25 protein-coding genes and 2 pseudogenes are annotated in these 19,756 nt (G+C 39.9%); 23 read left to right on the forward strand and 4 right to left on the reverse strand.

All coding sequences use genetic code 11. The annotated features are described in order from the left end of the window. Positions 1–46: 46 nt before the first annotated feature. A pseudogene (locus GMD3S_RS11125) lies at positions 47–181 on the reverse strand (low temperature requirement protein A); the annotation flags it as partial. Positions 182–411: 230 nt separating this feature from the next. Between GMD3S_RS11125 and GMD3S_RS0204280 the strand changes: the two are divergent. The 16 genes from GMD3S_RS0204280 to GMD3S_RS0204360 all read left to right on the forward strand — a co-directional run bounded on the left by GMD3S_RS0204280 (position 412) and on the right by GMD3S_RS0204360 (position 13,145). After that, a complete protein-coding gene (locus GMD3S_RS0204280) occupies positions 412–1,128 on the forward strand; it encodes an ABC transporter ATP-binding protein (protein WP_000854375.1) in 717 nt (238 codons plus the stop codon). Between the two features lies 1 nt (position 1,129). Next, positions 1,130–2,212: an ABC transporter permease gene (locus GMD3S_RS0204285; RefSeq protein WP_001259044.1), complete on the forward strand. Its 1,083-nt coding sequence runs from the start codon at positions 1,130–1,132 to the stop codon at positions 2,210–2,212. A gap of 39 nt (positions 2,213–2,251) precedes the next feature. Next, positions 2,252–2,875 (forward strand): TetR/AcrR family transcriptional regulator, encoded by a 624-nt coding sequence (locus tag GMD3S_RS0204290; RefSeq protein ID WP_000361926.1) that lies wholly within the window; start codon positions 2,252–2,254, stop codon positions 2,873–2,875. Between the two features lie 284 nt (positions 2,876–3,159). Continuing rightward, positions 3,160–3,924 (forward strand): nucleoside phosphorylase, encoded by a 765-nt coding sequence (locus GMD3S_RS0204300; RefSeq protein ID WP_000615020.1) that lies wholly within the window; start codon positions 3,160–3,162, stop codon positions 3,922–3,924. 33 nt (positions 3,925–3,957) lie between these two features. After that, positions 3,958–5,337 (forward strand): TrkH family potassium uptake protein, encoded by a 1,380-nt coding sequence (locus GMD3S_RS0204305; RefSeq protein WP_000897922.1) that lies wholly within the window; start codon positions 3,958–3,960, stop codon positions 5,335–5,337. Positions 5,338–5,350: 13 nt separating this feature from the next. After that, positions 5,351–6,016 (forward strand): potassium channel family protein, encoded by a 666-nt coding sequence (locus tag GMD3S_RS0204310; RefSeq protein ID WP_001283881.1) that lies wholly within the window; start codon positions 5,351–5,353, stop codon positions 6,014–6,016. A 155-nt stretch (positions 6,017–6,171) separates the two neighbouring features. Then, positions 6,172–8,259 (forward strand): YSIRK signal domain/LPXTG anchor domain surface protein, encoded by a 2,088-nt coding sequence (locus GMD3S_RS0204315; protein WP_000671339.1) that lies wholly within the window; start codon positions 6,172–6,174, stop codon positions 8,257–8,259. An 80-nt stretch (positions 8,260–8,339) separates the two neighbouring features. Continuing rightward, a complete protein-coding gene (locus tag GMD3S_RS0204320) occupies positions 8,340–9,038 on the forward strand; it encodes a response regulator transcription factor (protein WP_000751224.1) in 699 nt (232 codons plus the stop codon). Further along, positions 9,035–10,069 (forward strand): sensor histidine kinase, encoded by a 1,035-nt coding sequence (locus GMD3S_RS0204325; RefSeq protein ID WP_000769387.1) that lies wholly within the window; start codon positions 9,035–9,037, stop codon positions 10,067–10,069. The genes GMD3S_RS0204320 and GMD3S_RS0204325 overlap by 4 nt, the downstream gene beginning before the upstream one ends. Before the next feature lie 201 nt (positions 10,070–10,270). Then, positions 10,271–10,882: a 30S ribosomal protein S4 gene (gene rpsD / locus GMD3S_RS0204330; protein ID WP_000092756.1), complete on the forward strand. Its 612-nt coding sequence runs from the start codon at positions 10,271–10,273 to the stop codon at positions 10,880–10,882. Positions 10,883–11,499: 617 nt separating this feature from the next. Further along, positions 11,500–11,682, forward strand: a complete 183-nt coding sequence (locus GMD3S_RS0204335; RefSeq protein ID WP_000780387.1) for a hypothetical protein — start codon at positions 11,500–11,502, stop codon at positions 11,680–11,682. A 75-nt stretch (positions 11,683–11,757) separates the two neighbouring features. Further along, on the forward strand, positions 11,758–11,973 hold the full coding sequence (locus tag GMD3S_RS0204340; RefSeq protein WP_000043341.1) for a hypothetical protein: 216 nt from the start codon (positions 11,758–11,760) through the stop codon (positions 11,971–11,973). A 72-nt stretch (positions 11,974–12,045) separates the two neighbouring features. Next, on the forward strand, positions 12,046–12,273 hold the full coding sequence (locus tag GMD3S_RS0204345) for a hypothetical protein (RefSeq protein ID WP_009013763.1): 228 nt from the start codon (positions 12,046–12,048) through the stop codon (positions 12,271–12,273). A 113-nt stretch (positions 12,274–12,386) separates the two neighbouring features. Further along, positions 12,387–12,674 carry a hypothetical protein gene (locus GMD3S_RS0204350; RefSeq protein WP_000542381.1) on the forward strand — a complete coding sequence of 96 codons (288 nt, stop codon included), beginning with the start codon at positions 12,387–12,389 and terminating at the stop codon, positions 12,672–12,674. Beyond that, positions 12,675–12,866, forward strand: coding sequence for a hypothetical protein (locus GMD3S_RS0204355; RefSeq protein WP_000177340.1), 192 nt, complete (start codon positions 12,675–12,677; stop codon positions 12,864–12,866). 66 nt (positions 12,867–12,932) lie between these two features. Next, positions 12,933–13,145, forward strand: a complete 213-nt coding sequence (locus GMD3S_RS0204360; RefSeq protein ID WP_000710706.1) for a hypothetical protein — start codon at positions 12,933–12,935, stop codon at positions 13,143–13,145. Between the two features lie 286 nt (positions 13,146–13,431). On the opposite strand, the gene GMD3S_RS11130 is transcribed toward GMD3S_RS0204360, so the two are convergent. After that, complete coding sequence (locus tag GMD3S_RS11130; protein WP_009013804.1) at positions 13,432–13,617, reverse strand: hypothetical protein; 186 nt, start codon at positions 13,615–13,617, stop codon at positions 13,432–13,434. A 28-nt stretch (positions 13,618–13,645) separates the two neighbouring features. Here GMD3S_RS11130 and GMD3S_RS0204365 point away from each other — a divergent pair, with 28 nt between their 5' ends. From GMD3S_RS0204365 to GMD3S_RS0204385, 6 genes and pseudogenes are all read left to right on the forward strand, one after another. Next, the gene (locus GMD3S_RS0204365; protein WP_000250556.1) at positions 13,646–14,260 is read left to right on the forward strand and encodes a CadD family cadmium resistance transporter; all 615 of its coding nucleotides are present in this window, start codon (positions 13,646–13,648) and stop codon (positions 14,258–14,260) included. Positions 14,261–14,271: 11 nt separating this feature from the next. After that, complete coding sequence (cadX, locus tag GMD3S_RS0204370; RefSeq protein ID WP_000711083.1) at positions 14,272–14,610, forward strand: Cd(II)/Zn(II)-sensing metalloregulatory transcriptional regulator CadX; 339 nt, start codon at positions 14,272–14,274, stop codon at positions 14,608–14,610. A 398-nt stretch (positions 14,611–15,008) separates the two neighbouring features. Continuing rightward, positions 15,009–15,254 (forward strand): annotated as a pseudogene (locus GMD3S_RS10685) (TMEM175 family protein); the annotation flags it as partial. Beyond that, positions 15,236–15,577 carry a hypothetical protein gene (locus GMD3S_RS0204375; RefSeq protein WP_000397556.1) on the forward strand — a complete coding sequence of 114 codons (342 nt, stop codon included), beginning with the start codon at positions 15,236–15,238 and terminating at the stop codon, positions 15,575–15,577. The pseudogene GMD3S_RS10685 and the gene GMD3S_RS0204375, both read left to right, overlap by 19 nt. 13 nt (positions 15,578–15,590) lie before the next feature. Continuing rightward, positions 15,591–15,914, forward strand: coding sequence for a potassium channel family protein (locus GMD3S_RS0204380; protein ID WP_001253404.1), 324 nt, complete (start codon positions 15,591–15,593; stop codon positions 15,912–15,914). Further along, entirely contained in the window at positions 15,911–16,960 is a 1,050-nt protein-coding gene (locus GMD3S_RS0204385) for a DUF389 domain-containing protein (RefSeq protein ID WP_000126416.1), read from the forward strand. The genes GMD3S_RS0204380 and GMD3S_RS0204385 overlap by 4 nt, the downstream gene beginning before the upstream one ends. A gap of 448 nt (positions 16,961–17,408) precedes the next feature. Here the strand turns inward: GMD3S_RS0204385 and rpmG are convergent, their stop codons facing one another. Both rpmG and rpmF read right to left on the reverse strand, forming a co-directional pair. Next, positions 17,409–17,558 (reverse strand): 50S ribosomal protein L33, encoded by a 150-nt coding sequence (gene rpmG, locus GMD3S_RS0204390; protein ID WP_001265622.1) that lies wholly within the window; start codon positions 17,556–17,558, stop codon positions 17,409–17,411. 15 nt (positions 17,559–17,573) lie between these two features. Then, positions 17,574–17,756, reverse strand: a complete 183-nt coding sequence (gene rpmF, locus GMD3S_RS0204395) for a 50S ribosomal protein L32 (RefSeq protein ID WP_000290417.1) — start codon at positions 17,754–17,756, stop codon at positions 17,574–17,576. A gap of 220 nt (positions 17,757–17,976) precedes the next feature. Between rpmF and ilvD the strand changes: the two genes are divergently transcribed. Then, positions 17,977–19,680, forward strand: coding sequence for a dihydroxy-acid dehydratase (ilvD, locus tag GMD3S_RS0204400; RefSeq protein WP_000137380.1), 1,704 nt, complete (start codon positions 17,977–17,979; stop codon positions 19,678–19,680). Positions 19,681–19,756 lie beyond the last annotated feature (76 nt).

Raw genomic sequence — 19,756 nt, forward strand, 5'->3', positions numbered from 1 at the left:
CTCCTTTCTCGAAAGAGAAGGGAGAGTTTTATGTAGGAAGGATTTTCTAGAATAAATACCAATCCGGAGTTGAGAACTTCTTGGTCTGTTTCATATAAAAACGGATAAAGTGAATTTCCATAGCTAAGGTTATCAAGGTTGCTATTGTGATGACAGTAGTAGGATTGGCTGAGAAAAGTAGAGGAAGAATAGGCCTTTAAAAAGTGGACAGGAAAGACCATTTCGGAGTATCGTGAAGAGATTTAGAAACAGCTCTAAAAGCAATAGCTATCCATTATAAACATCAGATACGAATCTGGTGTTTTATTTTTTTAAAGAATTTAACCCTTTCTCTTGACAAGTGAGTGATTACTCACTATAATAGCTTCGGTGATTTAAAAAGTGAGTATTAACTCACCAAGGAGGAAGTAAATGAAAACATTACTACATTTACAAGATTTAGTAAAATCTTTTGACCATCAAATAGTTCTGAATCATGTCAGCTTTGAATTGCAGCCAGGAGAAATTATAGGATTAATTGGTCCGTCTGGTGCTGGTAAATCAACTATGATTAAGACTACGTTAGGAATGGAAAAGGCTGATGGAGGCGTAGCTTTAGTGTTAAATCACACTATGCCCAATCGCCATATTTTAGGAGATATTGGCTATATGGCCCAATCAGATGCTTTATACGAGTCCTTGTCAGGCCAAGAAAATCTGGAATTTTTTGGTCAGCTAAAGGGGCTTTCTAAAAAAGACCTAAAGGCGGAAATTGCTTATATAGCTCAAGTAGTAGATCTGACAGACTACTTAAACAAGGCGGTATCTGGTTATTCTGGAGGAATGAAACGGCGTTTGTCACTGGCTATCGCGCTTTTAGGAAATCCTCAACTCTTGATTTTGGACGAACCGACAGTTGGAATCGACCCTTCTCTTCGAAAGAAAATCTGGAAAGAATTATTCGCGCTTAGAGACAATGGGGTTGGGATATTAGTTACTACCCATGTTATGGATGAAGCAGAGTTGACGGATAAGGTCGGCTTATTATTAGGCGGAAAAATCATTGCTTTTGATACACCGCAACACTTAAAAGAAAGTTATCAAGTTTCAAGTATTGAAGAAGTATTTTTAAAAGCAGAAGGTGAGTAAAATGAGAACAATAGCGATTGCAAAAAAAGTCATCAAAGAATTACTTCGCGACAAACGAACTCTAGCTCTGATGTTTATAGCACCTGTTTTTATCATGTGGTTGATGAACCTCATGTTTTCAGCTAGTACAACCGTGGATGTCAAGTTAGCAACACAGGATCTACCAACTGGTTTGGTAACGAAAATGGATGAGCTCGATCATGTGGACGTCGAGACTTATCAAGACTTAGATCAAGCCAAAGAAGCGCTAGCAAATGAAAAAGTCGATGCTGTGATTTCTTATAAAGACGGTGAGTACCAGGTCGACTACGCAAATACGGATGCTTCTAAAACAACTATGACACGACAAGTGTTACGAACGAGTATCGCCAGTGAAGGCACCGATCAGTTAGTATCTCGTGTTAAACAAGCTCTTCCACAATTGGACTCGGACGCAAAAACACCAGAAATCAAGGAGTCTTACCAGTATGGAGATGAAAATACAAGCTTCTTTACCAGCATGATTCCGGTTTTGATAGGTTTTGTAGTTTTCTTCTTTGTCTTTTTGATTTCAGGTATGGCGCTTTTGAAAGAGCGCACCAGTGGAACACTAGAACGTTTGTTAGCAACACCAGTGAAACGATCTGAAATCGTCTATGGCTATATGTTGTCTTACGGTATTATTGCGATTTTTCAAACGGCAGTTGTCGTTTTAGCAGCAATTTGGCTACTAGATGTAGAAGTTGTAGGAAGTATTTTAAATGTTATAATAGTTAATGTGGTACTGGCTCTTGTAGCACTAGCTTTTGGAATTCTCTTGTCTACTCTAGCAAAATCAGAATTCCAAATGATGCAATTTATTCCTCTCGTGATTATGCCCCAACTTTTTTTCTCAGGAATTATTCCATTGTCATCCATGGGAGAATGGGCTCCAACTGTGGGGAAATTTTTGCCATTAACCTATTCTGGTGATGCAATAAGCCAGATTATTCTTTACGGGCACAATCTTGGTGATATTTTGTCAAATCTTGGTGTTTTAATGGTTTTCTTGATCATTTTAACAATTCTTAATATTGTTGGATTGCGTCGTTATCGTAAAGTTTAGAAATCAACATAAATAATGCTAAAAAGGTGTGAAGATTAGATGGATAAGACTGTTTTTGAATCGTTTGAAGATTACTTAGAAGAAGCGAATTACCCTCAAGGAAAGAAAAAAATCATGCAGGCAGCAGTGGATCTCATATCAACCAGGAGTTACCATGGGACCTCAACTCTTCACATAGCTGAGCGTGCTGGACTAAGCCAAGCAACTTTGTTTAAGTATTTTAAGACGAAGGATGATTTACTGACGGCTATTTTACATCCTGTAGTCCCAGGCATTTTCGGCAGTTTTTTTGAGGAACTCTTAGCTTTTGAAACGACAGAAGAGAGGGTTCGTTATCTCGTCCATGATCGTATGAGCTATCTCAAAAAAAATCGTGCTTTGATGAAAATCATTCTGCAGGAGAGTTTTTCAAATAAAAAACTAAAAAATGAACAGATTTTTATCTGGAGTGCTATTCAAGATAAACTTCGAGTGCTTCATAAGGAATTGCTAGCAGATCCACGTGTAAATCCAGAGTTAACGATTCCTCAAATGGTTCGTATTTGTGTTGGTCCATTGTTGGCTTACTTCGCTCAGCTTTATATCGTTAGTGACAACGGAGAAATAAAGGAAGAAGACCTAGACTTATTAGAAAAACAGATTTTAGGTGGTTTGTGGAAATAGAGTAGGCCTAGACAAAATGGAGGCTAGATTCTATTGGTTTGGCTTCTTGTACAAGATAATATAAAAGGGTATACATTACCTGATGCAGATTTGTGCTTTTTTATTGTTGAATTTGGTATTTTGGTGATAGTCCTCAATCACTTTACTAAAACAGAAACCGACTTCTCCAGCGGTGCAACGATTTCTCAGGTGTATGGAAGAGGAGATTTCTGGCTTGCTAAAGACAACTCCTTGACACTCCGTCAGTTTTTGATACAATAGTACAAAATTAGAGGAGGTGGGCGATGATTCAGAAGCATGCGATTCCCATTTTAGAGTTTGATGATAACCCCCAAGCGGTCCTTATGCCAACACATGAGGGGTTAGACTTGAAGTTGCCAAAGAAGTGTATCTATGCATTTTTGGAGGAGGAGATTGACCGCTATGCTCAGGAAGTAGGGGCGGACTGTGTTGGTGAGTTCGTTTCTGCCACCAAAACCTATCCAGTATATGTCATCAACTACAAGGACGAGGAGATCTGTCTAGCCCAGGCGCCCGTGGGCTCTGCCCCAGCGGCCCAGTTTATGGATTGGTTGATTGGCTATGGTGTGGAGCAAATCATTTCCACTGGAACCTGTGGCGTCCTAGCCGATATAGAGGAAAATGCCTTTCTCGTCCCTGTTCGCGCTCTGCGAGATGAGGGGACCAGCTACCATTATGTAGCGCCTTCTCGTTATATGGAGATGCAGATTGAGGCTGTCTCTGCCATTGAGCAAGTTTTGGAGCAAAGAGGCATTCCTTATGAGGAAGTTATGACCTGGACGACAGATGGTTTTTACCGAGAGACGGCTGAAAAGGTTGCCTATCGCAAGGAAGAAGGCTGCGCTGTTGTGGAAATGGAGTGCTCGGCTCTTGCGGCAGTGGCTCAGCTACGTGGTGTTGTCTGGGGAGAATTGCTCTTTACTGCAGATTCCTTAGCGGATCTGGACAACTACGACAGTCGTGACTGGGGCTCAGAAGCTTTTGATAAGGCACTCGAACTCTGTCTTGCCATTGTGCACCACATGTGAGTGTTCTGACTGTTTTTATGGTAGAATGTAGTTATGTTATTCAAATCTTTTTTGGAAAAAATCAAGACGATACTGGGACGCTTGTCGCCAGCCCGTCGCATCTTTTTAAGTTTTGCCCTAGTAATCTTCTTGGGTTCTCTCCTTTTAAGTCTCCCCTTTGTGCAAGCAGAAACGTCACAAGCGACCTACTTTGACCATCTCTTTACGACCGTGTCCATGGTCTGTGTGACAGGGCTTTTCACTCTGCCAGTGGCTTCGACTTATAATATCTGGGGCCAGTTGATCTGTATGATTTTGATCCAGATTGGTGGTTTGGGGCTCATGACCTTTATCGGAATCTTTTATATCCAAGGCAAGCAAAAGCTCAGCCTTCGTGGTCGTGAGACTATTCAAGAAAGTTTCAGTTATGGAGAAACCCAGTCTCTAAAGGACTTCATCCGCTCAATCTTTCTGACGACTTTTTTGGTGGAAGGGATCGGTGCCTTTCTCTTGAGTTTCCGCTTTATTCCTGAATTTGGCTGGGGGCGAGGGATTCTAACCTCTATCTTTTTGGCTGTTTCAGCTTTCTGCAATGCTGGATTTGATAATTTTGGAAGTACGAGTTTGGTAGCCTTTCAAACGGATCCCTTGATCAATCTAGTGATCGCAGGATTGATTATCACGGGGGGGCTAGGATTTATGGTCTGGTTTGACCTAGCGACCCAGTTTGGGAAAAAGAAAAAACGCCGTCTGCGTTTCCATACCAAGTTGGTTCTCTTTTTAACGGCGGGAATTCTGCTCTTTGGAACCGTATCGACTTTGTTCATTGAGTGGAACAATCCTGGAACGATTGGAAATCTCAGCGCTCCAGAGAAATTGCTGGTTAGTTTCTTTCAGACCGTCAGCATGAGAACGGCAGGTTTTGCTTCCATTGACTACACCCAGGCTCGACCAGTTACCTTGTTCATCTATATCCTACAGATGTTTCTAGGAGGGGCGCCTGGAGGGACAGCAGGGGGGCTCAAGATTACGACCTTCTTTGTCTTGTTGGTCTTCGCTCGTAGCGAACTATTGGGCTTGCCTCATGCCAATGTGGCTCGGAGGACTATTGAACCCCGAACCGTGCAAAAATCTTTCAGTGTCTTTATTATCTTCTTGCTAACATTCTTGCTGGGCTTGATTCTGCTAGGGGTAACCGCAGAAGGAAATCCGCGCTTTATCTACCTCATGTTTGAGACCATTTCAGCCCTTGCGACAGTTGGGGTGACGGCAAATTTAACACCAGAGCTAGGCAAGATAGCCCTCAGTATCGTTATGTTGTTGATGTTTATCGGCCGTATTGGTCCCTTGACACTACTGGTCAGTGTAGCGGAATACCAGCCAGACAAGAAAGATACGATTCACTATATGAAAGCAGATATCACTATTGGATAAGAAAGGAAGAACGATGTCAGATCGGACAATTGGAATTTTAGGCTTGGGAATTTTTGGGAGCAGTGTTTTGGCTGCTCTAGCCAAGCATGACATGAATATCATTGCTATTGATGACCACGAGGAACGCATTAATCAATTTGAACCTGTGCTGGCGCGTGGGGTAGTTGGAGATATCACGGATGAAGAACTCCTTCTATCAGCGGGGATTGACACCTGTGATACCGTAGTTGTCGCAACGGGTGAAAATCTAGAATCCAGTGTTCTCGCGGTCATGCACTGCAAGAGTCTAGGGGTGCCGACCGTTATTGCCAAGGTCAAAAGTCATACAGCTAAAAAGGTGTTAGAAAAAATTGGCGCGGACGCAGTCATCTCACCAGAGTTTGAAATGGGGCGCTCATTGGCACAGACCATCCTCTTTCATAACAGTGTAGACGTCTTTCAGCTGGACAAGAATGTATCGATTGTCGAGATGAAAATCCCCCAATCATGGGTAGATAAAAGCCTCAGTCAGTTGGATTTGCGTGGGCGATACAACCTCAACGTACTTGGCTTTCGTGCCTACGAAAATGCTCCTCTGGATGTCCAATTCGGACCCAATGACCTCTTGCAGGCAGATGCCTACATCATGGCCGTCATTAATAACCAACATCTGGACACCCTAGCTGAACTGAGTGAGTAGGAGAGGAAGGGTACTCTCTTTCCAAATAATTAACGAGTCAATATAAGTATTTTATAAGAGGGATTTAAGAAAAATTTTAACTTTTTCTTAATCCTTTTTAATTTTAGGAGATTATACTAGAGTCATCAAAAAAAGAAAACTCTAAGGAGAATCCTATGAAATTCAATCCAAATCAGAGATATACTCGTTGGTCTATTCGCCGTCTCAGTGTCGGTGTTGCTTCAGTTGTTGTGGCTAGTGGCTTCTTTGTCCTAGTTGGTCAACCAAGTTCTGCACGCGCTGATGTCGTCAATCCGACTCCTGCCCAAGTCGTGCCAGACGCTGCTTCGGTGAGTGAAAAAAGCGACTTACCAGCAGAGGTTCTCAAAAAAGCAGTCGATGTAGCTCTTCCTTCAGAACAAGCAGACTCAGCACCTAAAGCAAGCTTGGATACTACAAGCTCTTCAGAAAAAGCGGATGCAACTGCTAAAGAGCCTGCAGTAGCGCCAAAAGAAGAAGTACAAGCACAACCTGACTCTAAGAAACAAACAGAAGATGCAGTTAAACCTGTGGAAAGTCCTGCGTCTACAGTTTCTGGACAAGACCGTGAAGCCAGTGAAGCGCAACCAGCGACCACCCCAGCTGAAGTGCAAAAAGGCGTGGCTGACAACACCAAAGATACAGTAGATGTTCCGGCTAGCTACCTTGACAAAGCCAATTTCCCAGGTCCATTTACAGCTGGTGTCAACCAAGTCATTCCATACGAATTCTTCGCTGGTGACGGCATGTTGACTCGTCTTATCTTGAAAGCATCCGACAAGGCTCCATGGTCAGACAACGGAACAGCTAAAAATCCCGCTCTCCCACCGGTAGAGAAATTGGGCAAAGGCCTTTACTTCTACGAAGTAGACTTGGCCGGAACCCAAGGCAAATCTGACAAAGAGTTGCTTGATCTCTTGAAACAAAATGGTACTCAAAGCTATAAAGCTACTATCAAGGTGTACGGTGCGAAAGACGGCAAGCCTGACTTAACTAACCTCGTAGCAACTAAAGATTTGACTGTTAATTTGAATGGCTTGACCACTCCAGCTGAAGTCCAAAAAGGTGTGGCTGACAATACCAAAGATACAGTAGATGTCCCAGCCACTTACTTGGACAAGGCTAACTTCCCAGGACCATTTACAGCTGGTGTCAATCAAGTCATTCCATATGAATTCTTCGCTGGAGACGGCATGTTAACTCGTCTTATCTTGAAAGCATCCGATAAGGCTCCATGGTCAGACAACGGAACAGCTAAAAATCCTGCTCTCCCACCAGTAGAGAAATTGGGCAAAGGTCTTTACTTCTATGAAGTAGACTTGGCAGGCACCCAAGGAAAATCAGATAAAGAGCTGCTTGACCTCTTGAAACAAAATGGTACTCAAAGCTATAAAGCTACTATCAAGGTGTACGGTGCGAAAGACGGCAAGCCTGACTTGACTAATCTGGTAGCGACTAAAGATTTGACTGTTAATTTGAATGGTTTGACCACACCAAATCAGGTTAAAGAGTCTGTTGTTAACAATGTCAAAGACATGATTGATGTTCCAGCTAGCTACCTTGATAAGGCTAAGGTTCCTGGACCTTTCTTGGCTGGTGTCAACCAAGTTATTCCGTATGAAGCTTTTGGTGGAGATGGTATGTTGACTCGCCTCTTGTTAAAAGCTTCAGACAAAGCTCCATGGTCAGACAACGGAACAGCTAAAAATCCTGCCCTATTGCCACTTGAAGGCTTGGCTAAAGGTCAATATTTCTACGAAGTGGATTTGAATGGCAATACGGTTGGCAAAGATGGTCAGGCCTTGCTGGATCAACTTCGAGCTAACGGAACCCATACATATCTAGCTACTGTTAAAGTCTATGGATCTAAAGATGGCAAACCTGATTTGACCAATCTGATTGCTACTCGTCAAGTAACGATTCAGCTTCGTGGAAAAGAAATGGCGACAATACCATCTCAACAAGGTCAGATGAATACGAAGCCTTCTGAAACAGGCTCTACAGGTACGACTAAGGGTATGATGGGTACAAATCACCATATGTCAGATATGAAAGTAGATCAACCAGCTTCTAGCCCAATGGCTAATATGATGAAAAAAGATGATAAAGCGATGTTACCAAATACTGGGGAAGCTCAAACAGCTACAGCTGGCCTTGGTATAGTTGGTCTAGCCTTGGCAGGGCTTGTTGGACTTTTGGGTTTGACAACCAAACGAGAAGATTAAGATTCAAATCACTTAAACATTAGAGAAAATAGTGTTATACTAAAGCAAGTATAACACTGTTTTTATCGAAGGAGTGTCAGATGAAAAAGACAATTTTGCTGGTTGATGATGAAATAGATATTCTAGATATTCAAAACCGCTATCTTATACAGGCAGGTTACGATGTTTTGGTCGCCCATGATGGTAAGGAGGGATTAGAGCTTTTCAGAAAAAAATCTATCGACCTCATTATCACAGATATCATGATGCCCAATATGGACGGGTATGATTTTATCAGTGAAGTTCAGTATATCGCTCCGGATCAACCCTTCCTCTTTACAACTGCTAAGACAAGCGAACAGGATAAGATTTATGGATTAAGTTTGGGGGCAGATGATTTTATAGTCAAACCCTTTAGCCCACGCGAATTGGTTTTAAGAGTGAATAATATCTTGCGTCGCCTTAGCCGTGGAGGAGAGACAGAACAGATCGAGTTTGGTGACTTGGTAATCAACCATGTGACTCATGAGGTTCGCATTGGGGAGCAACCTTTGGAATTGACAGTAAAATCCTTTGAACTTCTATGGATATTAGCCAGCAATCCCGAGAGAGTCTTTTCAAAGACGGAACTTTACGAGAAGGTATGGCAAGAGGACTATGTAGATGATACCAATACACTCAATGTTCATATCCATGCTTTGAGGCAAGAGTTGACCAAGTATACAAATTCAAATGCTCCTGCTATCAAAACTGTCTGGGGTTTGGGTTATAAGATGGAAAGACCAAGAGGTAGAACATGAAATTAAAAAACTATATTTTAGTGGGGTATCTAGTGTCGACTCTACTAACGATTTTGGTCGTTTTCTGGGCAGTCCAACGGATGTTGATCGAGAAAAGTGAAGTTTACTTTCTCGTTGGAATGACCTTGATTGCTAGTTTCATTGGCGCTGCAGTGAGCATCTTTCTTTTGTCGCCAGTGTTCTCTTCTCTGAAACATTTGAAAAAACAAGCTCAGGATATAGCAAGCAAGGATTTCAGCACAGAAATTGAAACCAAGGGACCATTAGAATTTCAAGAGCTGGGCCAGGCTTTTAATGACATGTCCCACAATTTGCAAGCCACCTTTCAATCACTTGATGAGAGCGAGCAAGAAAAGAGAATGATGATTGCGCAGCTCTCTCACGATATTAAAACTCCCATTACCTCCATTCAGGTTACTGTGGAGGGAATTCTAGATGGAGTGATTAAGGAAGAGGAGCGACTCCACTACTTAGCCACGATTGGTCGGCAAACCGAGCGTCTAAACAAGCTAGTGGAGGAATTGGATGTTCTGACTCTTAACACCCAACCTCAAGATACTGCTGATGAAGAAGTCGAAGAGGTCTTTTTAGATCAGCTGTTGATTGAGTCAATGAGTGAATTTCAACTCCAGATTGAACAAGAGGAGCGAGATGTTTACATTCAAGTATCACCTGAGTCGGCGAAAATCAAGAGCCATTCTGACAAACTTTCTCGCATTCTGGTCAATTTGTTAAACAATGCCTTTAAATATTCAGAACCAGGAACCAGAATCGAGGTTCTTGCCCAATTAACAGAACAAGAGCTGAGAATCAGTGTGAAAGACGAGGGTCAGGGAATCCTTCCTGAGGATTTGGAAAAGATCTTTAAACGACTTTATCGTGTAGAAACTTCGCGCAATATGAAGACAGGTGGACATGGATTAGGACTTGCGATTGCACGCGAACTAGCCCATCAGCTTGGTGGCGAAATCACAGCAGAAAGTCAATATGGCTTAGGAAGCAAATTTACATTCAGCCTCAATTTGAAATAAAGCTGTAAAATCCCTTTACATATCTAGCTTTTCATGGTATAATAGCCTTTGTGTGAAATAGCAGCAGGAAAGCATGAAGCTCGTCAACAGGTGTCTTATGACAAGTAACCTTGGCTGTTTAGGCGAAGGGCATCTGCACGAATCAGGGCTTTCTAAGTGACTATTTCCGCCAAATATTATTTATATCAGGAGGACATACATATGTCACGTTATACAGGACCATCTTGGAAACAAGCTCGTCGCCTTGGCCTTTCACTTACAGGTACAGGTAAAGAATTGGCACGTCGTAACTACGTACCAGGACAACACGGACCAAACAACCGTTCTAAATTGTCAGAATACGGTTTGCAATTGGCTGAAAAACAAAAACTTCGTTTCACTTACGGTGTAGGTGAAAAACAATTCCGTAACTTGTTCGTACAAGCTACAAAAATCAAAGGCGGAATCCTAGGTTTCAACTTCATGCTTCTTTTGGAACGTCGTTTGGATAACGTTGTTTACCGTCTTGGTCTTGCGACTACTCGTCGTCAAGCTCGTCAATTCGTAAACCACGGTCACATCCTTGTTGACGGAAAACGCGTTGATATCCCATCATACCGTGTAACTCCAGGTCAAGTAATCTCAGTTCGTGAAAAATCATTGAAAGTTCCAGCAATCCTTGAAGCAGTAGAAGCTACTCTTGGACGTCCAGCATTCGTATCATTCGATGCTGAAAAATTGGAAGGTTCATTGACTCGCTTGCCAGAACGCGACGAAATCAACCCAGAAATCAACGAAGCACTTGTCGTTGAATTCTACAACAAGATGCTTTAATTTTAAGAAATATCTTACAGAAAGCCTACAACAGTGGGCTTTTTGCTTTGTCTTAAAAGGTTGATTTCTGGGTTTGCTTAGATATTTGCTAGATTGATTTCATTGCTGCTTCAAAGAATGAGACGGCTTTTTTTGCGTTCTCTTTTGAGAGGTAAAAAGAAGCGTGACCCTCCCACAGCTATAGAGCTTTTAGGCGGGAAAACCACACTTCTTTCTTGAATTAATTTTACATCATTTTGACTTAAAAAACAAATAGAGGCGTCCCACCTCCTACCGCAGAAAGATCTGTTTCAAGGGGAGATGGAAAACCTCTATTCGTTAATTTAATTATAGCCTAAAAAACTTTTAAATACAAGGCTATTGAGATAGTAAGGGGGAAAAAAGAAGTAACCATCATTCCGACCACATAGTAGACAGGGGGGAACAAGATTACTTCCTTTATTTACTTAAGTATACAACATTTTTACAAGAAAGCAAAGTAGCAGGTTAGTCTAATGGGGTGCTTGTTGTACTTTAGCAAGTAAGGTGTGCTATAATGCTTTTAACAGGAACTAAAAGCCATTAGTAAATAACTAATATTGGGTCATATTGTTCCGATGTTAGAGAGAAGGAACTTAATGAAATTATGGGAATATGTTGATAAAAATGTTCGCCTTATTTTAGAAGATGGGACCTCCATCAAGGGTAGGGTGGTTGATTGGTTTGACGGTTATGATTTAGATGGTCCTGACGAAATAGTTATAGGTGATCGCTCATATCCTGAAGATATTATCAAGAAAATCAAAATTATTAGTGCTTAGTTCAACCTAGGCGATTTTATCGACTAACTATAAAAAGTATAAGAACTATCGAAAAAATAGCAGAGAGGAAAATAAATGAGTAAACAGCTTTGGAAGTATCTTCGATCAAGGGTTCAGATAGTCACTAATTGCGATAAGATAATCAAGGGACGTGTCATAGACTTTGTTGACGAAATGGACAATGATGAGCAAGATGAAATCACTATTCTCATTGCTAATCCTAGTCCAGATGAAGCTACTGAAATTTCTCTCTTTGAGAGTGAGATTGTCTCGATTAAAACAATCTCATAGGACTTAGAACAATCTAGGTGCTTTTACCTGCCTTATTTGAAAGAAAACACTATGGAAAAGGATTTAGTTTATATGGCAATATTAGATGATTTACAAGAGTTATATGACAATGGTTGGGATGCCTCTTTTGATTATAATGGTCAAGTATGTGGGATTTTTCCTAATTCTGTTCATGATATTGTAGTGGTGATTGGAGATAAGGAATACCAGGTATCATCATTCATTGATCTGATTTCTCTAAAAATTGACGATAACACTTTAGTAGAAATTATGGATGGAATTGAAGTGCAGTATTATTAAAATAAAAATCATCTTTGATGAATGAACTGCACCCCAAAAATTAGATTTTGTCTGTTAAATTTTTGGAACGTAGCTCAATATGCTACAACGTTCTTATTAGGAGGGGAAGGGTAATGGGTTATAGTCAACAAGTATTAGACATGCTCCAGCAAACAGTCAGTGGTCAGATTGATAATTTTTGGGATTTTTCCTTTACGTTTAACGCTCTTTTTGGAGAAGATGCGGAATTTTCCGAGGCTTGGGATAATGAAAACTCTGAAATGTTTGACGCTCTCAATGACTTTGAGTTGATGATATTTTTAGAGGAACATGATCCAAGCGACAAACAAGGTTTTATCGATTTCTTAACACCTTACTACGAAAAAGCAAAGCAATTAGCCAATATTGAAAGGAATATTTAAATGACACTCTGGAAATTTAACCGTACAGATGTAATTATCACGTTAAAAAATGGCGCGGTAGTTAGAGGATTTGTAGAAGACTATTGTGACGCCTCTGACAATGACGAGGAGATTGACTCCTTGCTGGTAGATGTTGATGGAACTCTTTATGAATATTTTGAAGATGAAATCGTCAGCATCATAGAAAGCTAGTAGTGGGAATAGAATCTAAGGAAAAAATCTTGTTTGTTGAGATTGTTTTAGTTGGGATGGTCCTATATGAAAAAGGATGAAATTAAAAAATATTTAGACAAAGATCTTGAATTTAATTATAATAGCCGAGGTGCTTGCTTTTTATCGAGTATATGTGTAGTTGGTTATGATTATGAAGGTCAGCAGTTTGATACAATTGATGAAGCTATGGAAGCTAAAGTATTTGACGGGAAAAGCTTAGTAGATATATGGGATGAAGTTTTTCCACAAGTTTTTTAAAATGAAAAGCACCTTTGATGAACTGCACCCCAAAAGTTAGATTTTTTCTGTCTAACTTTTGGGGTGCAGTTCAAATGTATGAGATATTTTTAGTTTTGATTTAATTTCGATATTTTTCCGGAAAATACTTATTTTTCGGAAAGTCAAGATTTTGTTATTATTTATGATATACTGGTACCGTAATTATATCCTTACAGAGGTTAAGTAAGGGTTTCAGTACACGTCAATAGATGTCAAAATATTGATTTTAAGCGATTTTTGATTTTTGGAAACTCATTATATCGCACTACAAATCAATAAAAACTCTACCTTTTACTCTACCTTTTTTAGATAAATATATCATCTGGATATTGAAGTTAAGCCCTGCTATCATTTCGATGGCAGGGCTTTTTAATGTTTGGGACACTACCTTCTTATCTATATTTTGATGGAGCTGAAGTTGACATCTACAAAGTTTAATGTTAAAATACATTCAAAAATATATTTGAATGAGGTGCTTTATGGTTCAAAATGTTGTTACTTCAATAATCCTGTATTCTGGGACAGCCGTAGACTTACTTATTATCCTAATGTTATTTTTTGCCAAAAGAAAAAGCAGAAAAGACATCATTAACATCTATTTAGGACAATTTCTAGGCTCTGTTAGTCTAATATTGCTAAGTTTACTTTTTGCATTTGTCTTAAATTATATTCCTAGTAAAGAGATTTTAGGTTTGCTCGGTTTGATTCCAATTTTCCTAGGACTCAAAGTTTTGCTTTTAGGAGATTCTGATGGAGAAGCTATTGCAAAAGATGGTTTGCGCAAAGATAATAAAAACCTGATTTTTCTAGTCGCTATGATTACTTTTGCAAGTTGTGGTGCTGACAATATTGGTGTTTTTGTCCCATATTTTATTACCTTAAATTTAGCGAATTTGATAGTGGCTTTACTTACCTTTCTAGTCATGATTTATCTCTTGGTTTTTTCTGCCCAAAAATTGGCACAAGTCCCTTCTGTTGGAGAAACTTTGGAAAAATATAGCAGATGGTTTATTGCCGTTGTTTATTTAGGACTGGGGATGTATATCCTGATTGAAAACAACAGCTTTAACATGCTAAGGACTGTGTTCGGCTAGGAGAAAAAATTATGAAAAAAGATAGTATCTGCCAAGTGAATATTATAAATCAGCAAAATGTTACAACCGCAACGAACTACCTTGAAAAGGAAAAAGTCCAAAAATCACTTCGTATTTTATCAAAGTTTACCGATAATAAACAGATAAATATCATCTTTTATCTCCTTGCTGTTGAAGAACTCTGTGTCTGTGATATAGCCTGTTTACTAAATCTCAGTATGGCATCTGCCTCCCACCATCTTCGTAAACTAGCCAATCAAAACATCTTGGATACTAGAAGAGAGGGGAAAATTATATATTATTTTATAAAAGATGAGGAAATCAAAGACTTTTTTAATCAACTAGGATAACAACTATTTTTACTACTTTATCATGATTATATATAGGACTTATCTATGAAATTTTTTGATAAAAATTACTCACATGAAAGACTACTCGTAGCAAATCTTTAAGAAAAAAGTATAATTTAAAGCAAAGCGACCTAGGTAATGCAGGTCAAGTTAGCCAAGTTTAAAAGGGAGAAATCTGAAAGAAAATGTATCTTTGATAGTAGTCATTTATTGTGAAATATGATATATTTATTGATTAGATGGATGAATATTTCTAAAGTTAAATAAAATATGACAGATACATGCTTTTTAGTGTATCTTGTTTGTACTCAAAATATGAAGTGACTATCCAATATTTAAGATTAATAAATATTATACGATGAGATAGAATACTACAAAATGAAAGGCAACGTAATCTGATGAAGAAAGATAGATTAATTGCATTGACAGATGCTGTTCTAGCAATTATTATGACCATTTTGATTTTAGAGTTAGAAAAACCAACGACACCAAGTCTTCAAGCTTTTTGGGATTTACGGCAAAATTTCTTTGCTTATTTTCTTTCCTTTTTCTGGTTGGGATCGTTATGGATGGCACTAAACACATTATGGGAAAAGGTTGAGAAAATTTCCTCAGAAATTATTTGGTGGAATTTGTTTCTACTCTTGGAGCGGCAGGAGTTCTCTTTGGAGAATTTCATGCCATCCAAGATACCAGTCTGAATGATGTGGTGGACCGGATCTATATAAATGTCAAGGATTTACCGTTTCAGTCCTTGGGAGCTTTAGCTAATATCCTGTCTGATGTTAAGAAGGGACTGATTCAAGACAGTCATATCTGGTCTTTCTTCCAGTCATTTTTCAAACAATATCAGTTGATAATCAGCTTAAATCAGATCTATCAGTTTGTCTATCTTTCTCTGATGGAGATCATGTCCTATCTTCACTTTGATTATTGGAAAAAACGGCTCGGTCAGGAGCTAGTATGAATAAGGAGAACAAATGAGACGTTTAAAAATGTTATGGCATATTATACAGGTTACGGGTTTTACTCGGTTTGCTCTGAGTTTTGTGACCTTTGTTTTTGGGTCAGGAGGCGTGCTTTTCCTAGTTGAACCTGCTATCACAAATTACGGAGACGGTCTTTGGTATGCTTTTGTGACTTCGACGACTGTCGGCTACGGGGATCTCCTAGCTGTGACCTTGATTGGAAGGATTACCAGTGTCTTCTTGACGATTTATGGGCTCATATTTTTTGGCTGTTTATCAGCTGTTATTATTAATTATTATACCGATTTAAATAAGGAAAGAGGAGAGGACAAATGACTGCCAATTATTCAACACGGGAATACCGTGAGAAATTATACGATGACCTTCATGTTCGATTGAGAGATACAGCGATTTTGATGTGTGCAATTTTTATTGCCTCTATCGGTCTAAATATGAATTCAACAGCTGTTATTATTGGAGCCATGTTAATTTCACCTCTCATGACACCGATTGTTGGACTGGGATTCGGTTTAGCTATTTTTGATACGCGTTTAATCAAGCAATCTCTAGAGGTTTTATTGACTCAAGTGTTGGTCAGTTTGCTTGTCTCGACTCTGTATTTCTGGATTTCTCCCTTGTCTTATGCAAGTAGCGAGTTGATCGCACGAACCTCTCCAACCATTTGGGATGTTCTCATTGCTATTGCTGGTGGGATTGCTGGTGTGATCGGTTCAAGGAAAAAAGAAGCAAACAATATCGTGCCAGGAGTAGCCATTGCTACAGCTTTGATGCCGCCTATCTGTACTGCTGGCTATGGTTTAGCTAATGGGAATGTACGATTTTTATTGGGGGCTCTCTATCTTTTCTTGATCAACTGTGTCTTTATCATGCTAGCCAACATTGTTGGAACAAGAATTTTGATGAGAAAATCTCCTTTAACTTCATTTAAAGAGCTGAGCATTAAAATGAGAATTGGCTTGATTTCTTTGATTGTATTGTTGATTCTTCCAGCTAGCTATTCGGCAGTTACTCTGACAATAGAACAAGCGCGCAAAGAAGGGATCAAACAGTTTGTAGGAAAAGAGTTCGCCAATTATACGGTTATTAATCAAGTCTACAAGTCAAGTAACAATGAATTGGTCTTGACGGTTGTTGGAGATCCGATTTCAGAAGAAGAATTAGAAACACTCCACCAAAAACAAGCCTCTTACGGTATTCAATCTGTTCAATTGAAAGTGAATCAAGTTCAGAACTCGCCAACATTAGATAGTGAAGCGACCAAGGAATTTTATGAAAACATTGACAAGTATATTGATCAAAAACTCTCTGAAAAAGATTCACAAAACGATCTCGTAAAAGAAAATGAAGCAGACAAGGATTGAGGACAATGAACTGAATCGGTTTTTACGCCGTGTTTTTCTTGTATCTTCCTCTTTCTTACTTATAGCAGGTTGTTTTTGCTTGAATAAGAAATAAATTAGAAGTTCTATCATCTAAGAAAAATGATGAAAAAAATCATTTAACTAATGGTGTGAACGTTTAGTGTTTATCAGCTCCATTCTCTGTAATTTTGGGGGTAAAATCCACACCATTTAGATAAAATTAGTTGAATTTGATTGGAAAAACGCTTTTATAAAAGCGGAGAAAAGTCTTGATATTACGCTGTTTTTAGTCCAACTGAAATTCATACTTTCCAAACCAGGTCTTAAGAAAAAAGGTAGAGAAAAAGGTAGAGTTTGGATTGAAATACAGTGCAATATATCGCATTTGGCAAAAAGAAAAAACGCTTTAAATCAGCGTTTTTCTTATGTATTGATTCGTATTGAACCCCTACTTAACTTCTGTAAACACTACGTGCTTGCGAAGTTTTGGTGAGTATTTCTTCAATTGAAGACGGTCTGGAGTGTTACGTTTGTTTTTAGAAGTAAGGTACAAGCGTTCACCAGATTCTTTGTGTTCAAGTGTGATATTTACGCGCATGGTATCTCCCTTCTATTATTCAGCTGATGCAGCTTTAGCGATTTTACGTCCTTTGTAGTATCCTTTAAGTGATACGCGGTGAGAACGTGAGTAATCTCCAGTAGTTTCGTCAAAGTTTACAGATGGAGCTGTTACTTTGTAGTGTGTACGACGTTTGTTTTTCTTCGCTTTTGAGGTGCGACGTGCAGGTACTGCCATTTTCTTTTCTCCTTTAGGTATTTAAATTCGATTCAATCTAGTGATTTTCATCAACCATACTAGGATAACACATTTTTTTTGTAAAGTAAAGTTACTTGACAAAAAAAGATAAAAAAATTAGAAGCTAGTAATCGAAATTTTCTGAAAATTCAAGAATTTTATTCTGTTCTTCATGCGGAAATTGTGCTATAATGGTAAAAACTGAAATGGGAGGGAACAAATGACAGAATTAGATACACGTCACCGCAGTAGCGTTTATGACAGTATGGTGAAATCACCAAACCGTGCCATGCTTCGTGCCACTGGAATGACAGATAAGGACTTTGAAACACCGATTGTGGGAGTGATTTCAACTTGGGCGGAAAATACACCATGTAACATTCACTTGCATGATTTTGGGAAATTGGCTAAAGAAGGTGTCAAATCTGCGGGCGCTTGGCCTGTTCAGTTTGGAACCATTACCGTAGCAGACGGGATCGCCATGGGAACGCCTGGTATGCGTTTCTCTCTAACATCTCGTGACATCATCGCGGACTCTATTGAGGCTGCGATGGGTGGTCACAACGTGGATGCCTTTGTCGCTATCGGTGGCTGTGACAAGAACATGCCTGGTTCTATGATTGCCATTGCCAATATGGATATTCCAGCTATTTTCGCCTATGGTGGTACTATTGCACCGGGAAATCTTGATGGCAAAGACATTGACTTGGTTTCTGTCTTTGAGGGTATCGGAAAATGGAACCATGGTGACATGACAGCTGAGGACGTGAAACGTCTCGAATGTAATGCCTGCCCTGGCCCTGGTGGCTGTGGTGGTATGTATACAGCTAATACCATGGCAACTGCTATCGAAGTTCTCGGTATGAGTTTGCCAGGATCTTCATCTCATCCAGCTGAATCAGCTGACAAGAAAGAAGATATCGAAGCAGCAGGACGTGCTGTTGTCAAGATGCTGGAGCTTGGTCTCAAACCATCAGATATCTTGACTCGTGAAGCTTTTGAAGATGCCATCACTGTAACTATGGCTCTCGGTGGTTCTACAAATGCCACTCTTCACTTGCTTGCCATTGCCCATGCGGCTAATGTTGACTTGTCACTTGAGGACTTCAATACGATCCAAGAGCGCGTGCCTCACTTGGCTGACTTGAAACCATCTGGTCAGTATGTCTTTCAAGACCTCTACGAAGTCGGTGGTGTCCCTGCGGTTATGAAATACCTCTTGGCAAATGGTTTCCTTCATGGCGACCGCATCACATGTACTGGTAAGACAGTCGCTGAAAACTTGGCTGACTTTGCAGACCTTACACCAGGCCAAAAAGTCATTATGCCACTTGAAAATCCAAAACGTGCAGACGGTCCGCTTATCATCTTGAATGGGAACCTTGCCCCTGATGGTGCGGTTGCTAAAGTATCAGGTGTGAAAGTGCGTCGCCACGTTGGACCAGCTAAGGTCTTTGACTCAGAAGAAGATGCTATCCAGGCTGTTCTGACAGATGAAATCGTTGATGGCGATGTAGTTGTTGTCCGTTTCGTTGGGCCTAAGGGTGGTCCTGGTATGCCTGAGATGCTATCCCTTTCATCCATGATCGTTGGTAAAGGTCAAGGAGACAAGGTTGCCCTCTTGACGGATGGACGCTTCTCTGGTGGTACTTATGGTCTGGTTGTCGGACATATCGCTCCTGAAGCTCAGGATGGTGGACCGATTGCTTACCTCCGTACAGGTGATATCGTTACGGTTGACCAAGATACCAAAGAAATTTCCATGGCCGTATCAGAAGAAGAACTTGAAAAACGCAAGGCAGAAACAACATTGCCACCTCTTTACAGCCGTGGTGTTCTCGGTAAATATGCCCATATCGTATCATCTGCTTCACGCGGAGCCGTGACAGACTTCTGGAATATGGACAAGTCAGGTAAAAAGTAAACTCAAAAAGCAAGCCATTTTGGCTTGCTTTTTTTCATCTTCTTCAAAAATGATTTGCCTGCTTATACTCAATAAA

Origin of the sequence: Streptococcus sp. GMD3S (assembly GCF_000298695.2) — a bacterium.
Lineage (GTDB): Bacteria > Bacillota > Bacilli > Lactobacillales > Streptococcaceae > Streptococcus.

What these genes read in the sequence shown, in the direction of transcription:
- GMD3S_RS0204280 (WP_000854375.1), top strand. Translation starts at nt 412, where the DNA reads ATGAAAACATTACTACATTTACAAGATTTAGTAAAATCTTTTGACCAT.
- GMD3S_RS0204285 (WP_001259044.1), top strand. Translation starts at nt 1,130, where the DNA reads ATGAGAACAATAGCGATTGCAAAAAAAGTCATCAAAGAATTACTTCGC.
- GMD3S_RS0204290 (WP_000361926.1), top strand. Translation starts at nt 2,252, where the DNA reads ATGGATAAGACTGTTTTTGAATCGTTTGAAGATTACTTAGAAGAAGCG.
- GMD3S_RS0204300 (WP_000615020.1), top strand. Translation starts at nt 3,160, where the DNA reads ATGATTCAGAAGCATGCGATTCCCATTTTAGAGTTTGATGATAACCCC.
- GMD3S_RS0204305 (WP_000897922.1), top strand. Translation starts at nt 3,958, where the DNA reads ATGTTATTCAAATCTTTTTTGGAAAAAATCAAGACGATACTGGGACGC.
- GMD3S_RS0204310 (WP_001283881.1), top strand. Translation starts at nt 5,351, where the DNA reads ATGTCAGATCGGACAATTGGAATTTTAGGCTTGGGAATTTTTGGGAGC.
- GMD3S_RS0204315 (WP_000671339.1), top strand. Translation starts at nt 6,172, where the DNA reads ATGAAATTCAATCCAAATCAGAGATATACTCGTTGGTCTATTCGCCGT.
- GMD3S_RS0204320 (WP_000751224.1), top strand. Translation starts at nt 8,340, where the DNA reads ATGAAAAAGACAATTTTGCTGGTTGATGATGAAATAGATATTCTAGAT.
- GMD3S_RS0204325 (WP_000769387.1), top strand. Translation starts at nt 9,035, where the DNA reads ATGAAATTAAAAAACTATATTTTAGTGGGGTATCTAGTGTCGACTCTA.
- rpsD (WP_000092756.1), top strand. Translation starts at nt 10,271, where the DNA reads ATGTCACGTTATACAGGACCATCTTGGAAACAAGCTCGTCGCCTTGGC.
- GMD3S_RS0204335 (WP_000780387.1), top strand. Translation starts at nt 11,500, where the DNA reads ATGAAATTATGGGAATATGTTGATAAAAATGTTCGCCTTATTTTAGAA.
- GMD3S_RS0204340 (WP_000043341.1), top strand. Translation starts at nt 11,758, where the DNA reads ATGAGTAAACAGCTTTGGAAGTATCTTCGATCAAGGGTTCAGATAGTC.
- GMD3S_RS0204345 (WP_009013763.1), top strand. Translation starts at nt 12,046, where the DNA reads ATGGCAATATTAGATGATTTACAAGAGTTATATGACAATGGTTGGGAT.
- GMD3S_RS0204350 (WP_000542381.1), top strand. Translation starts at nt 12,387, where the DNA reads ATGGGTTATAGTCAACAAGTATTAGACATGCTCCAGCAAACAGTCAGT.
- GMD3S_RS0204355 (WP_000177340.1), top strand. Translation starts at nt 12,675, where the DNA reads ATGACACTCTGGAAATTTAACCGTACAGATGTAATTATCACGTTAAAA.
- GMD3S_RS0204360 (WP_000710706.1), top strand. Translation starts at nt 12,933, where the DNA reads ATGAAAAAGGATGAAATTAAAAAATATTTAGACAAAGATCTTGAATTT.
- GMD3S_RS11130 (WP_009013804.1), bottom strand. Translation starts at nt 13,617, where the DNA reads ATGTATTTTAACATTAAACTTTGTAGATGTCAACTTCAGCTCCATCAA.
- GMD3S_RS0204365 (WP_000250556.1), top strand. Translation starts at nt 13,646, where the DNA reads ATGGTTCAAAATGTTGTTACTTCAATAATCCTGTATTCTGGGACAGCC.
- cadX (WP_000711083.1), top strand. Translation starts at nt 14,272, where the DNA reads ATGAAAAAAGATAGTATCTGCCAAGTGAATATTATAAATCAGCAAAAT.
- GMD3S_RS0204380 (WP_001253404.1), top strand. Translation starts at nt 15,591, where the DNA reads ATGAGACGTTTAAAAATGTTATGGCATATTATACAGGTTACGGGTTTT.
- GMD3S_RS0204385 (WP_000126416.1), top strand. Translation starts at nt 15,911, where the DNA reads ATGACTGCCAATTATTCAACACGGGAATACCGTGAGAAATTATACGAT.
- rpmG (WP_001265622.1), bottom strand. Translation starts at nt 17,558, where the DNA reads ATGCGCGTAAATATCACACTTGAACACAAAGAATCTGGTGAACGCTTG.
- rpmF (WP_000290417.1), bottom strand. Translation starts at nt 17,756, where the DNA reads ATGGCAGTACCTGCACGTCGCACCTCAAAAGCGAAGAAAAACAAACGT.
- ilvD (WP_000137380.1), top strand. Translation starts at nt 17,977, where the DNA reads ATGACAGAATTAGATACACGTCACCGCAGTAGCGTTTATGACAGTATG.